The organism is Tardiphaga sp., assembly GCF_044340795.1.
Classification (GTDB): Bacteria; Pseudomonadota; Alphaproteobacteria; order Rhizobiales; family Xanthobacteraceae; genus Tardiphaga.
In genome coordinates this window covers 1-13,662 of record NZ_JBIISY010000165.1, presented here as the reverse complement: position 1 = coordinate 13,662, position 13,662 = coordinate 1, and the positions used below count along the sequence as shown (strand labels likewise).

Genomic DNA, 13,662 nt, shown 5'->3' with positions numbered 1-13,662 from the left:
CCGCCGCTGCCAGCCAGCTTGACGCCGACCGCGAGCAGCGCGCCGACCACGATCACCGAGGAGATCGCATTGGTCACCGACATCAGCGGCGTATGCAGCGCGGGGGTCACCGACCACACCACGAAATAGCCGACGAACACGGCGAGCACGAAGATCGAGAGCTGAAAGACGAACGGAGAAACCAGCGCACCATGTTCCATGACGTTTATCCTCAGGCAGTCTTCTGGAAATTCGGATGGATCACGGCACCGTCTTTCGTGAGCGCCGTCGCCTTCACCAGTTCATCGTCCCAATTCACCGCAAGCGCCTTGGTCTCCTTGTTGACCAGCGTCTCGATGAAGGAGAACAGGTTACGTGCGTAAAGGCTTGAGGCCGAGGCGGCGACGCGGCCGGCGACATTGGTGAAGCCGACGATCTTGATGCCGTTGACGTCAGTGACTTCGCCAGCCTTGACGCCCTCGACATTGCCGCCGCGTTCGACGGCGAGATCGACCAGCACCGAGCCGGGCTTCATCGAGGCGACCATCTCGGCCGAGACCAGACGCGGCGCCGGACGGCCCGGGATCAACGCGGTGGTGATGATGATGTCCTGCTTCTTGATATGTTCGGCCGTGAGCGCAGCCTGCTTGGCCTGATATTCTTTCGACATTTCCTTGGCGTAGCCGCCCGCGGTCTGCGCGTTCTTGAACTCGTCGTCCTCGACGGCCAGGAATTTTGCGCCGAGACTCTCCACCTGCTCCTTGGTGGCCGGGCGGACGTCGGTCGCGGTGACGACAGCACCAAGCCGGCGCGCGGTGGCGATCGCCTGCAGGCCGGCAACGCCGACGCCCATGACGAACACCTTTGCAGCCGGAATGGTGCCGGCGGCGGTCATCATCATCGGGAAGGCGCGGCCGAAATATTCGGCGGCCTCGATCACGGCGCGGTAACCGGCGAGATTGGCCTGCGAGGACAGCACGTCCATCACCTGCGCACGGGTGATGCGCGGCATCAGTTCCATGGCGAAGGCGGACACGCCGGCATCGGCAATGGTCTTCAGCGCCGCTTCATTGCCATAGGGGTCCATGATCGCGATCGACAGCGCGCCGCGCTTGTAGTTCGCAAGTTCGGAGGCTTCCGGACGCTTCACCTTGATGACGATGTCCGCATCCTTCACGGCATCGGCGGCGATGATCGCGCCGACGGCGGTGAATTCGGAATCCGGCATGCCCGATTTGATGCCTGCGCCCGGCTCGATCGCCACCTCGGCACCGAGTGCCTTGAACTTCTTGATCGTGTCCGGCGAGACCGCAACGCGCGGTTCGAGCGGATCGATTTCCTTGGCAACGGCAATCTTCATGTGTCCTCCGGCGGAGCTCGTCCGCGCGTGAGCAGTCAGGTCAGGGATGGAGCCGCGGCGCTGCGGCGATAGGTGGGATCAGGTCAGAAAGATGCCCATCAGCGCCACGATTGCGACGACCGAGATGGTGCCCCATTTCACAAGCACCAGGAAACCTTCATAGGTCTGCTCATGCGCCGGGTAATCGTTGCCATCCGCCGTGGTGTAGGCAACTTCGCTATGATCAGCCATTCCAGTCTCCCGCAAGTTTTATGATCTGTTGCCACGGAATTAGCGCAATTGGATTTGAACGGCAACGGCTGTTGGCATGCCACCGGCGCCTTTAAATGATGCAGCGCACTATGCTGGCCAGTTGTCGCGTATCCAGCGGGCGAGCGATTGCTCGCTGACTTCGCCAGCAGCAAGCGAGAGAATGATAGTCGTTGCCTGAGCGGGGTCTGGCGAGAACTGCACATCGTTTTTGATCAGAAAGATCATCATCGACATGAAGGCGATACGCTTGTTGCCGTCGATGAACGCATGGTTCTTGGCGAGTCCATAGGCATAGGCTGCCGCAAGTTCGGGCAACTCTGATTGCTCATAGCGCCACTTGTTGACGGGACGATCGAGCGCCGATTGCAGCATGCCTTCATCGCGTAAGCCGGGCGCTCCACCGAACCGGCGCAGCTGCCGGCTATGGATAGCAATCACTTGTTCATAAGTAATCCAGCGCGGCTCATCCGCCTCGCCCATGGCCGCCTCCTTACTTCGCCAGAGCCGCGAGCGTGTCCTTGTACTTATCCATAACCTCGTCGGCAGCTTCCATCGTCTGTTCAAAGTCTGGGTCGTACGGCATGAGTTGCAGGCCGCCCCCCGCCAATTCCGTCACATACAGCTCTTGCCCTCGCTGGAGATCGAGGCGCTGCATCAATTCCTTCGGCAAAAGCAAACCGTCGGAATTACCGATCTTCTTGATTTCAAGCTTCATGAGTTTCTCCTTTCAAATGGGCACGATTGCTCTGAGGCTTCGCCGACCTCCTTATCCTGCAAGCAAAAAGGCGTGTTATACAGATGTATAACACGCCTCCACTGCTCGTACAACAATTGTTCTACGGGCTATTCCATCTCCTCCAGCTCATCGATCATGCCGGCGATGACTGACAAACCGCCGTCCCAGAAGGTCGGGTCCTTGGCGTCGAGGCCGAATGGGGCGAGCAGTTCGGAGTAGTGCTTGGTGCCGCCGGCGGCGAGCATCGCGAGATAACGCTCGGCAAAGCCTTCCTGGGCATTCTCGTAAACCGCATAGAGTGAGTTCACGAGACAGTCGCCGAAGGCATAGGCGTAAACGTAGAACGGCGAATGGATGAAGTGCGGGATATACATCCAGAAATTCTCGTAGCCCGGCTTGATCTCGATGGCCGGCCCGAGGCTCTCATTCTGTACGCCCAGCCAGAGCTGGCCGATCCGCTCGGCGGTGAGCTCGCCATTGCGGCGCTCGGTGTGGACGGCGCGCTCGAATGAATAGAACGCGATCTGCCGGACCACCGTGTTGATCATGTCCTCGACCTTGCCGGCCAGCAGCGCCTGACGCTGCTTGGGGCTCTTTGTCTGGGCCAGCAGGCGCTTGAAGGTCAGCATCTCGCCGAACACCGAGGCCGTCTCCGCAAGCGTCAGCGGCGTCGGCGCCATCAGCGCGCCGTTCTTCGCAGCGAGCACCTGATGCACGCCGTGACCGAGTTCATGGGCGAGCGTCATCACATCGCGCGGCTTGCCCTGATAGTTCATCAACACATAGGGATGGGCAGACGGCGTGGTCGGATGCGAGAAGGCACCAGGTGCCTTGCCCGGACGCACCGGCGCATCGATCCAGCGATCGGTGAAGAAGCGCTTTGCGATTCCCGCCATCTCCGGCGAGAACGCGCCGTAAGCCGTCAGCACCATGTCCTGCGCATCGGACCAGGAGATCGTGCCGGTCGGCGCGAAGGGCAGCGGTGCGTTGCGATCCCAATGGGGCAGCTTCTTCTTGCCGAACCACTTTGCCTTCAGCTGGTAGTAGCGATGCGACAGCTTCGGGTAAGCGGCGCGTACTGAAGCCACCAGCGCATCGACCACTTCGCGTTCGACGCGGTTGTTGAGATGGCGGCTGTCGGCGACATCCTGGAAACCGCGCCAGCGGTCGGAGATTTCCTTGTCCTTCGACAGCGTGTTGGTGATCAGTGCAAAGGTGCGCTCGTTTGCCTTGAACGTCGTGGCCAGCGCCTGCCCGGCCGCCTTACGCTTGGCCGCGTCACGATCCTGCAGCAGGGTCAGCGTCGGCTCGATGGCCAGCTCCTTGCCGCCGACCCTGAAGCGCAGGCCCGCAATGGTCTGATCGAACAGGCGATTGAAAGCACCGTAGCCGGTCTGCGACTTCTCGTGAAACAGCTGCTCGACGCGGTCTTCGAGCTGATACGGCTTGTCCTTGCGGCTGTCCTCGATCCACGGGCGATAGTGGCCGAGCTCCGGCGCCTCCATCGCACGCTCGATGACGTCATCCTCGATGCGGTTGAGTTCGAGCGCGAAGAACAGCAGGTGCACCGAGGCTGCCGTGATGCGCTCGGAGACATCGCCATAGAATTTCGAGATCGCAGGATCGACCGTGTTGCCGGCATGGATGAGGCCGGCATAGGAGCCGAGCCGGCCGGCGAGATCATCGATGGCCTCGTAGCTGCGGACGGCTTCCGCGAGCCAGGCGCCGCCATTCGGCTTCGCCGTCCCTTCCGCCAGCTTGCCCTTATAGGCCACCTCGAAGGCGGCGCAGTCCGCATCGATCTTGTCGAGATCGCGCGCGATCTCCGGCGCGGTGATCGAGGTGTAGAGATCCGCCAGATTCCATTCGGGCAATTTGCCAGCCGACGACTTTCCCGCCGTCTTCGGCGCAGCCTTGCGGACCAGCTTCTTCGCGGTTGCAGTCTTCTTGGCGGCGGGTGTCTTGGCAGACGACTTGCGGGCGGATTTGGCGGTAGCGGATTTCGGCATGAAAACTTTCGGCTAGATGCAGCGGCGATCAAACATAGGCGGCCAGTTGCGGAGCGACATGAACGAGCAGTTCTTCGCCTTCCAGCAAGAGCGGCTCGACCTTGTCGTTCATCATATGACGAATCGTACACCACACCATGACAATCCGTGCGACAAGCGGCCATCGCGTGGTCCGCAAGGCGCTGCGGGCATGCATCGCCACAAGCGGCAGGCTGCGATGCTCGAACAACAGCGTGCCCTTGCCGTCTTCCAGAACATAGAGCCCACCAATCCGCGACACGCACAACGTGCAGGCCTGGTCAGGTCCGAGCAGATAGAACTGCGCGTCCCCGTTCTCGGTGAGGCCGGTGTCCCAGCCTTGCCCGCGGCGGCCCATGTCGAGGGTCTCACCGAGCGTGCGGAGCTCCGTCTCGCTCCAGGCGCCGAGCTGCGGCTTCCGAAATGCGATCACATTCATTTGGATGCTCCGAACAACAGCCGGTGCAATTCCGGCTCGTAATAGACCAGCAGATGTTTGGCGAAATCTGCAGGATCAAGCTTCAAGGCGAGCGCCCAGGCTTCCATGGTCTCGGTCGGCACCCGGCTGAAGCCGTTCTCAACCTGCGAAATGAACGTGTAGTATTTGAGACCGAGCGTTGCCGCGAGATCGACCTGCGAAAGCCCTGCCTCGCTCCGGCGCGCCTTCAGCCAATTGCCCGCTTCTTTTCGCAGCGCACGCGTTTCCGGAGCCGCCTTGCTCACGGTCGCATTGCCTGAAACTTCTTGATTTTTTCCAAGTTTCATGTTTACGAAACTACTCAAGATGAATTGCTCGACCTGACGACTATTCGTAGCAGCTTTGACGGCGCGCGAAAACGGCAGATGCAATGAGACGGTCTCGAAGAGCCAACAATGGCGTTTACCGATCGCAGCTTCACGGATCGCAATGATGCGCCCGCGACCCCGGGCGGGGTCAAGGAGCTGTTTGCCGCAAGCCTGCTGATCACCCTGGCGGCGGGACTGGCCTTGCGCGCATTTGTCTCGCTCGACGCACTGGCGCCAATTGTCGCAACTTTGCTATTCGCACTCGCAGCATCGATCGCTGGTGGCGCGCTGATTCCGCGAAATCGGAAACGCCGCGCTGCCTGGCTCGATGTCGCCGGCATTCTGACCTTTATCGGTGTCGGCATTTCGATCGTGATGGACTCAGAGCAGATGCTCCGGCTCGTCACGCTGTCGGATCAACCTGACTAACAACTGGATCAACCCGCGGGAATGTCCCCGCATTGAAGAAACGTCCTGGACCGGGCCCCTCTGGCAGCTCCCAAAAGCTGTGATGTCGGACTGGACGTTCATACAGAGAGGCCCGTATGTCGGAACTGTTTACGCCCGAAGCCCTATCCGCGTTGCTCCAGGTCATTATGATCGACCTGGTTCTTGCCGGTGACAACGCCATCGTCATCGGCCTCGCCGCCGCCGGTCTGCCGAAAGAGCAGCGCGCCCGTGCGATCCTGATCGGCATTGTCGCCGCCACTGTCCTCCGTATCGGTTTCGCCAGCGTCACCGTCCAGCTGTTGCAGATCATCGGCCTTCTGCTCGCCGGCGGCCTCCTGCTGCTGTGGGTCTGCTGGAAGATGTGGAGTGAATTGCGCTCCGGCCACGAGCATGACCTCGAAGAAATCGAGCGAATGAATGAGGACGGCAGCGCCCCGCGCAAGACCATGGGTCAGGCGATCTGGCAGATCACTCTCGCCGACGTTTCGATGTCGCTCGACAACGTGCTCGCCGTGGCCGGCGCTGCCCGCGAACACCCGACCATCCTGATCTTCGGTCTAGTGCTGTCGATCGCGCTGATGGGTCTGGCCGCCAGCTTCATCGCCAAGCTGCTGCAGAAGCACCGCTGGATCGCCTATGTCGGCCTCGCCATCATCCTCTATGTGGCCGGCGACATGATCTATCGCGGCGGCCTCGAGGTCTGGCCCCACGCGATGGCCTATCTGCAGAAGAGCTAAACAACCTGTCGGGTGGGCGCGGTACGCCGCGCTCACCCATATTTTTTTCCGCAAGGATGTTTTGGGGGCGCTTCGCCCTCCCCCTCCACAGCGGCCGTGTCCGCCCTGCGGATATTATCAAAGCATTAAACTCTGCCCGCCATTTTGGCTCAATTCGGGACACCCCATCCTTGGAGTGCCCGTCTGGAGTCCGCAATGGCAGAACGAATCCTGATCGCCGATGACGATGCTGTCCAGCGCCGCCTGGTTGAGAACATGGTGCAGCGCTGCGGCTATGAGGCCATCGTGGTCGAGAGCGGCGAGGATGCCGTCACCCGCCTGATCGACCCGGACGCTCCTTCCATCGATGCCCTGCTGCTCGATCTGATGATGCCCGGCCTTGACGGCATGGGCGTGCTGGATCGCATGCGCGATGCAGGCCTCAATATTCCCGTCATCGTCCAGACCGCCCATGGCGGCATCGACAACGTCGTCTCGGCCATGCGTGCCGGCGCCCATGATTTCGTCGTGAAACCGGTCAGCGCCGAGCGCCTCCAAGTCTCACTGCGCAACGCCCTCAACACCAGTGCGCTGAAAGGCGAATTGCAGCGCATCCGCCACAGCCGAGAAGGCAAGCTGACTTTCGCCGACATCGTCACCCGCAGCGGCACGATGGAAAATGTCCTGCGCTCCGCGCGCAAGGCGGCATCTTCGTCGATCCCCGTGCTGATCGAGGGCGAGTCCGGCGTCGGCAAGGAAGTGATCGCCCGTGCCATCCATGGTTCCGGCGAGCGCAGCAGCAAGCCGTTCGTCGCCGTGAACTGCGGCGCCATTCCCGACAATCTCGTGGAGTCGATCCTGTTCGGCCACGAGAAAGGTGCTTTCACGGGTGCCACCGAACGCCATGCCGGCAAGTTCGTCGAAGCGTCCGGCGGCACCCTGTTCCTCGATGAAGTCGGCGAACTGCCGCTCAGCGCCCAGGTGAAACTGCTGCGGGCGTTGCAGGAAGGCTCGGTGGAAGCCGTCGGCGGCCGCCGGCCGGTGAAGGTCGATGTCCGGATCATTTCGGCGACGAACCGACAACTGCTCGAGCTCGTCAAGGCCGGCCACTTCCGCGAGGATCTGTTCTATCGCCTGCATGTGCTGCCATTGACCGTGCCGCCGCTCCGCGCCCGTCGCGAGGACATTCCGCATCTGTTGCGGCATTTCCTGGCGCGGTTCTGCGCCGAGGAGAACCGGCCCATCACCAGCATTTCCGGCGAGGCCATGTCGGTCCTCACCCAGCTGGATTGGCCCGGCAATATCCGTCAGCTCGAAAACACGGTGTATCGCGCCGTGGTCATGAGTGAGAGCGACCAGCTCGGCCTCGCCGATTTTCCGCAGGCCACTTCACAGGCTGCGCCGATGCAGTCGCCGGCCACGGTGCCCCTGATTGTAGAGCCGCTCTATCACGCGGTGGCGCCGACCATGGTACCGGACGCGGCGCCGCTGATGGCCGCGGCCGGCAGCCTGAACATGCTGGCGTCGGACAACGAGTTGCGGCCGCTGGAAGAACTCGAATCCGAAATCATCCGCTTCGCGATCTCGCATTATCGCGGCCAGATGTCGGAAGTTGCCCGCCGGCTGAAGATCGGGCGCTCGACGCTGTATCGCAAGCTCGACGAGGCATCGGACAAAAACACAGCGTCAGCGGATGACGCGTAGCTGATCCGCGCTCTGTCCCTCATCCTGAGGAGTGGCCGCAGGCCACGTCTCGAAGGATGGCCAAATGCGCTGAACGAGCCAGGCCAGCTCATGGTTCGAGACGGCGCTTCGCGCCTCCTCACCATGAGGGATCGGAAACACGCCGCCAACGCGCCGCAATTTATTGCCGTGCACGCAGTGAACATGTCCTTGTTGTGGCAGGGGAACTTGAACCGTTGCGGTGTGGTGACACACGAAGTCAAAAGCAGCTGCTGACGCGCGGTGCGGCGTTGCAAACCATGTGGGTTGGCGTCAGTTTGGGCTGATAGAGCCCGCTGGGTGGTGGCACCTGGATCGGGCTGTTGTATCGTTTGCGTAGTGAATCGCGACATACAACGCTTCAGCCGAAGCTGCGATGTGAGACTAGAACTGCTCCAGCAAAAAGGAGCAGGTCACTCGAGAGGAGCGAGAATGCGAGACTTCAACAAGAGCCGTTCTGGATTCGACCGCGTGCTGCTGGCCGTGGCCGCAACATTCCTGACGGTCTCCGCCGGCGCCGCCGCTGCGCAACCGAGCGTGTCGCCGCGTGACAGTGTCTCCGAACTCGCCATCGATGCGGCCGTGCCGCGCCCCGAACCTGCCAATGTCCCGCCGCCCACGGCGAGCGACATCAAGACCGAGACCACCACCGACACCACCGCATCGGTCCCTGACGCAACCAAAGAATCGGAGAAGACGGTCAGCACACCGACGACCGATGTGCCGAAGATTGCCGAAACACCCAAGCCCGTCGAAGAGACCAAGCCGGCCGAGACGGCGACTGCTCCGGCAACGCCCGCTCCTGCGGCGCCACCAGCCGCAACTGCCGTTGCGCCGGCTGTGCCCTCAGCTGAAGCGCCGAAGGATGTCGCCAAGGACATCGCCACGCCCGCGTCCACCGTCGCTGCAGCCGATCAGCCGGTTGCCGACAAGCTGCGCGAGATGCTCGGCAGCAAGTTGCCCCGCCAGTTCGATCGCAAGGGCGAGCGCGCGGCCGTCGAGAAGTTCTATGCCGGCCGCGACTACGCGCCGCTGTGGACCCAGGGCGGGATCGCCAGCTCCACCGCCAAGGGCGTGATCTCGCGCCTCAAGGACGCCGGCAGCGAGGGCCTCGATGCCGCCGACTATCCGGTGCCGGATTTCACTGCCGCCAGTTCGCCGGACGCACTTGCCGAGGCGGAGCTGAAGCTGACCGCCAGCCTGCTCGACTATGCCCGCCAGGCGCAGAGCGGCCGCATGCACTGGTCGCAGCTCGACGGTGACATCATGTATCCCGAACACCCGACCGATCCAGCCCAGGTGCTCGCCAATATCTCGACGGCCAAGGACGCCTCCGCTGCGCTCGCCAGCTACAATCCGCCCCATGAAGGCTACAAGAAGCTGAAAGCGAAGCTGGCTCAGCTGCGCGGCGAGAGCGAGATGCCAGTGCAGCCGATCGCCGAGGGTCCTGCGCTGAAATTCGTCAAGGCGACGAAGAAGAATCCGAACCCGGCCGTGATGGAAGATGACCGCGTACCTCTGGTGCGCGCCCGCCTCCATGTCGAGAACGCGAGCGACACGAAATACGATGCGGACGTCGCCGCCGCGGTTCGCAAATTCCAGTCGAGCAGCAGCCTCAAGGTCACCGGCATCCTCGACGACGCCACCGTGCGCGCCATCAACGCGCCGAAGCGCGATCGCCAGATCGACACCATCCTCGTCAATCTGGAGCGCTGGCGCTGGCTGCCGCGCCAGCTCGGCGCTGCGTCGCTCGGCAATGCCTATGTGATGCTGAACATCCCCGACTATACGCTGAAGGTGATGCAGAACGGCGGTCAGGTCTGGAACACCCGTGTCGTCGTCGGCAAGGTCGGCAAGCACGCCACGCCGCTGATGACCGAAACGATGAAGTACATCACGGTCAACCCGACCTGGAACGTGCCGCCGTCGATCATCTACAACGAATATCTGCCGGCCCTGCAGCAGGACCCGACGGTGCTCGACCGCATGGGCCTGAAGCTGTCGCGCAAGGCCGATGGCAGCATCCATGTGTCGCAGCCGCCGGGCGACGACAATGCGCTCGGCCGCATCCGCTTCAACTTCCCGAACAAGTTCCTCGTCTATCAGCACGACACGCCGAACAAGAACCTGTTCGCCCGCGACGAGCGCGCCTTCAGCCATGGCTGCATGCGCGTGCAGAACCCGGACCAGTATGCGGCAACGTTGCTGAACATCACCATGCCGAACGAGCGCTACTCGCCCGAAAAGGTGCGCGGCATGTATGGGCGCAGCGAGATCGACCTGAAATTCCCGACGCCGATCCCGGTCAACATCACCTACCAGACCGCCTTCGTGGATGACGCTGGCAAGCTGCAGATGCGTAAGGACATCTACAGCCGCGACTCCCAGATGCTGGCGATCCTGAAGAACGCCAAGAACAAGGATCTGGAGCAGGTGGTCGCCCGCGCCCAGCCGAGCTATGCGCGTCCGAAGGCGAACATTCCGCAGGGCGTGAATTTCGATGGCGCGCCCGTGCGCAACAGCGAACCGAACTTCTTCGAACGCCTGTTCGGCGGTGGAGCTCCCGCACCGCAGCCGATGGCGCAGGGGCAGACCCGCCGCACCGTCACGCGCTGACACATTTGGCGCGCCTTACGATCAAGGGCTCCATCTTCGGATGGAGCCCTTTTGCTATCCGGCCTCTGCCTCCCGGCGCGATGCGGCAGTAAAGACTGCGTACTGATCCTCGAAAGCGCGCCTGAAGGCCGGCCGAGCTTCACCACGGGCAACATAAGCGACGAGATTTGGATGCTCCTCCAGTAATCCCGATCCGCTCGACCTGCGCAGCACGGACACCATCATGAGGTCGCCGGCGCTGAAGGTGGGTCCCAGCCATTCGGCGTCACCGAGCGCGCGGGACAGATCGGTCAATCGAAGGCGGACGCGTTCGTCGAGGAGCGGCTGGCGTGCTGCGAACCACGGTTGATCGCTTTCCACCAGAATGGCCGCGTCACGCTCGACGATCGGCGGCTCGATGGTGCTCACCGCCGCGAACGTCCATGTGATGGCGCGGGCGCGTTCGGCCTCATCCCGCGGGAGCAGGCCTGCATGTCGCTCGGCGATCTGCAGCACGATGGCCCCCGTTTCGAAGACAGCGAGACTGCCGTCCTCATAGCTCGGGATTTGCCCGAACGGCTGGCGTGCGCGATGCGCAGCCTCCTTCATTTCGGCAAATGTCAGGAGGCGGACACCGTAAGATTGGCCGACCTCTTCAAGCGCCCAGCGGACCGGCATGTCGCGCGCCAGACCCTGGCCGCGATCGGGCGAATCCCTGAAAGCTGTGATCGTAGGCTTCATGACAAATCTCCTCGGGACGGGGTGGCGAATGGTCGCCGACTGTCTCCGAGGACGAAAAGCCAGCACACTTCTCGACATGCGCCGGCGTTGTTTTCCGGCCCAAAAAACAAGCCACCCGGCCCGTCAATACGGGTCACGTGCTAGAAGGAGAAGAAAGATCATTATTTTCAGAAGCTTAAATCGAAACGCGCGATCTCTTCAGCATCTCTACGGTTGCAAGATTAACCATTATCCACCTGCAAGGCGGCAAAGGGCTCGATTTCGCCATAGTCAGCGGGTTAATCTTGACAGTGGCAGAAATGCCGACTTGGGGGGATGGGTGTAAATGTCGATTAACCCTCCCGTTTTAAGACTCGATTCACCCTCTTTCGTCACATGGGGTTACGAGAGAGTTTGAGTAACTTGGGTGGGTTCGACGTGCCGCTTGGTTTCGCACGCAAAGTAACATGGCGTCCTTCGCGCGCCGGTTTGAACGCCGGTCTGGCCTCGCTGGTGCTGATGGCCAGCGCGAGCTCGGTCCACAATGCGACCGCGAATAGCGAGACCCGCACCCTCTCATTCTACCACACCCATTCCCGCGAAAGCGTCACCGTCACCTTCAAGCGCAATGGCCGCTATGACGAAGACGGATTGAAGAAGCTCAATCACTTCCTGCGCGACTGGCGCAATCAAGACTCCACCACGATGGACCGGCGCCTGTTCGACATCGTCTGGGAAGTCTATCGCGACGTCGACGCCACCCAGCCCATTCAGATCATTTCTGCCTATCGGTCTCCGGCCACCAACGCGATGTTGCGCCGTCGTTCGTCGGGCGTGGCGCGTCATAGCCAGCATATGCTCGGCCACGCCATGGACTTTTTCATTCCCGGCGTGCAGCTGGAAAAGATCCGCATTGCCGGCCTGCGCCTGCAGCGCGGTGGCGTCGGTTTCTATCCGACCTCCGGCTCACCCTTCGTGCATCTCGACACCGGCAGTGTGCGCCACTGGCCGCGCATGACCTATGCGCAGCTCGAGCGCGTCTTCCCGAACGGCCGCACTGTGCATCTGCCGTCCAACGGCGGCACCATGCCGGGCTATCAGCTCGCAGCTGCCGATATCCAGAAGCGCGGCAACAGCGACAGCGTGAGCCTCGCCAGCAGCAAGCCGGGCAACCTGCTCGCCTCGCTGTTCGGACGTAAGTCGTCGTCGGATGATGAGGACGAATCCGCGGCACCGGCAATCGCACCGAGCAAGCCGACCCAGGCAGCGACGGTCGTCGCGGCGGCTGCCCCCGCGGCATCTGCCGATCCGGTGCCGATGCCGCGCGCCAAGCCGCCGGCCGCAAACATGCAGCTGGCTTCGGCTGACGCCGAAACCATCCCGCTGCCGCGCCCGAAGCAGCAGATCCCGGCTGCAGCGCCCGCGCCGAAGAACGATGGCCGCCCGCAGAGCCCGGCCGACATCATCAATGCCCGCGGCTTCTGGGATGATATCCCGGAGCCGAAGCAGGCAACGCCGCAGCAGGTTGCTGCCCTGACTGCCCGCCAGGCGCTGGAAAAGATCGGCGAAGCGCAGCCCACGCGCGGCGAGTCGACTTTTGCCAAGGCGATGGCCTATGCGCTGCCAGGCAATTCGCCGGTCGATCGTTCGCATGTCGTAGCGGCCAGCGCGCCGATTCCACGCAGCATCCGTCCGAATGTGCCGAACAAGAATTCGATGGTCGTGAACGAAGTCACCACGGTGATCGGCAAGAGCCTCGGCCAGCCCGGCCCGGTTGCGATCGCCACGCGCCTGACCGCCGCCTACATTCCCGAGAACCACATCTGGACCCGCGCGATGATCGTCGCGCCGAGCGTGACGACGGCGATGTCGGTGTCATCGATCGGCGATGGCGACCTCACCGTGCTGCGCGCGCATTTCGCCAAGCCGCAGAGCGTCGTCGCCATGGGCTTCTCGGATGATCCACAGGCGGGCCTCGTGAGCGATCAGTTCACGGGTTCAGCGACCGCAAAGCTGGAGACCACGAGCTTCGCCATGCGGACCGCAGCACTGCGCTGAGCAGAAACCAAGATCGTCGCATGTCATCACCCGCGACAGCGGATGATCCAGTACACGGCGACGGCTGTGGTGAAATCGGAAACTTTGCGTTGACTGGATCCCCGCTTTCGCGGGGATGACAGCCTGTGAGTGGATGAGGCTGGCGCCTCACAGCATCCCGAGCGCCTGCAGATAGGTCTCCAGGATCGTCTCCTGCTCGGCGCGCTCATTGGCGTCCTGCTTGCGCATGCGGATGATGGTGCGCAGCGCCTTGACGTCGTA

At 62.3% G+C, this 13,662-nt stretch carries 15 protein-coding genes; 5 read left to right on the top strand and 10 right to left on the bottom strand.

The features are described 5' to 3' along the window. The 8 genes from ACIQ17_RS22770 to ACIQ17_RS22735 all read right to left on the bottom strand — a co-directional run. On the bottom strand, positions 1 to 200 hold a 200-nt coding region (locus tag ACIQ17_RS22770; protein ID WP_398471433.1), incomplete at its 3' end, for a proton-translocating transhydrogenase family protein. An 11-nt stretch (positions 201 to 211) separates the two neighbouring features. Continuing rightward, positions 212 to 1,339 (bottom strand): Re/Si-specific NAD(P)(+) transhydrogenase subunit alpha, encoded by a 1,128-nt coding sequence (locus ACIQ17_RS22765; protein ID WP_398471432.1) that lies wholly within the window; start codon positions 1,337 to 1,339, stop codon positions 212 to 214. Positions 1,340 to 1,417: 78 nt separating this feature from the next. Beyond that, the gene (locus ACIQ17_RS22760; protein WP_211910240.1) at positions 1,418 to 1,570 is read right to left on the bottom strand and encodes an aa3-type cytochrome c oxidase subunit IV; all 153 of its coding nucleotides are present in this window, start codon (positions 1,568 to 1,570) and stop codon (positions 1,418 to 1,420) included. A 108-nt stretch (positions 1,571 to 1,678) separates the two neighbouring features. Continuing rightward, positions 1,679 to 2,071: a type II toxin-antitoxin system death-on-curing family toxin gene (locus tag ACIQ17_RS22755; RefSeq protein WP_398471431.1), complete on the bottom strand. Its 393-nt coding sequence runs from the start codon at positions 2,069 to 2,071 to the stop codon at positions 1,679 to 1,681. A 10-nt stretch (positions 2,072 to 2,081) separates the two neighbouring features. Continuing rightward, a complete protein-coding gene (locus ACIQ17_RS22750) occupies positions 2,082 to 2,306 on the bottom strand; it encodes an AbrB/MazE/SpoVT family DNA-binding domain-containing protein (protein ID WP_398471429.1) in 225 nt (74 codons plus the stop codon). A gap of 128 nt (positions 2,307 to 2,434) precedes the next feature. Continuing rightward, positions 2,435 to 4,336, bottom strand: a complete 1,902-nt coding sequence (locus ACIQ17_RS22745; RefSeq protein WP_398471428.1) for a M3 family oligoendopeptidase — start codon at positions 4,334 to 4,336, stop codon at positions 2,435 to 2,437. Between the two features lie 28 nt (positions 4,337 to 4,364). Continuing rightward, positions 4,365 to 4,793 carry a hypothetical protein gene (locus ACIQ17_RS22740; RefSeq protein WP_398471427.1) on the bottom strand — a complete coding sequence of 143 codons (429 nt, stop codon included), beginning with the start codon at positions 4,791 to 4,793 and terminating at the stop codon, positions 4,365 to 4,367. Next, positions 4,790 to 5,203 carry a helix-turn-helix domain-containing protein gene (locus ACIQ17_RS22735; protein ID WP_398471426.1) on the bottom strand — a complete coding sequence of 138 codons (414 nt, stop codon included), beginning with the start codon at positions 5,201 to 5,203 and terminating at the stop codon, positions 4,790 to 4,792. The genes ACIQ17_RS22740 and ACIQ17_RS22735 overlap by 4 nt, the downstream gene beginning before the upstream one ends. Before the next feature lie 24 nt (positions 5,204 to 5,227). Here ACIQ17_RS22735 and ACIQ17_RS22730 point away from each other — a divergent pair, with 24 nt between their 5' ends. The 4 genes from ACIQ17_RS22730 (at position 5,228) to ACIQ17_RS22715 (ending at position 10,644) form a co-directional block, all read left to right on the top strand. After that, entirely contained in the window at positions 5,228 to 5,569 is a 342-nt protein-coding gene (locus ACIQ17_RS22730) for a hypothetical protein (protein ID WP_398471425.1), read from the top strand. 116 nt (positions 5,570 to 5,685) lie between these two features. Continuing rightward, on the top strand, positions 5,686 to 6,327 hold the full coding sequence (locus ACIQ17_RS22725; RefSeq protein WP_398471424.1) for a TerC family protein: 642 nt from the start codon (positions 5,686 to 5,688) through the stop codon (positions 6,325 to 6,327). A gap of 195 nt (positions 6,328 to 6,522) precedes the next feature. Next, the gene (locus ACIQ17_RS22720; protein WP_398471423.1) at positions 6,523 to 8,010 is read left to right on the top strand and encodes a sigma-54-dependent transcriptional regulator; all 1,488 of its coding nucleotides are present in this window, start codon (positions 6,523 to 6,525) and stop codon (positions 8,008 to 8,010) included. A 450-nt stretch (positions 8,011 to 8,460) separates the two neighbouring features. Then, complete coding sequence (locus tag ACIQ17_RS22715) at positions 8,461 to 10,644, top strand: murein L,D-transpeptidase (RefSeq protein ID WP_398471422.1); 2,184 nt, start codon at positions 8,461 to 8,463, stop codon at positions 10,642 to 10,644. A 54-nt stretch (positions 10,645 to 10,698) separates the two neighbouring features. Here the strand turns inward: ACIQ17_RS22715 and ACIQ17_RS22710 are convergent, their stop codons facing one another. Continuing rightward, entirely contained in the window at positions 10,699 to 11,364 is a 666-nt protein-coding gene (locus ACIQ17_RS22710; protein WP_398471421.1) for a glutathione S-transferase family protein, read from the bottom strand. 498 nt (positions 11,365 to 11,862) lie between these two features. Between ACIQ17_RS22710 and ACIQ17_RS22705 the strand changes: the two genes are divergently transcribed. Further along, positions 11,863 to 13,401 (top strand): DUF882 domain-containing protein, encoded by a 1,539-nt coding sequence (locus tag ACIQ17_RS22705; RefSeq protein ID WP_398471436.1) that lies wholly within the window; start codon positions 11,863 to 11,865, stop codon positions 13,399 to 13,401. A 147-nt stretch (positions 13,402 to 13,548) separates the two neighbouring features. Here ACIQ17_RS22705 and ACIQ17_RS22700 read toward each other — a convergent pair. Continuing rightward, a partial coding sequence (locus ACIQ17_RS22700; protein ID WP_398471434.1) for a GapR family DNA-binding domain-containing protein occupies positions 13,549 to 13,662 on the bottom strand: 114 nt, incomplete at its 5' end.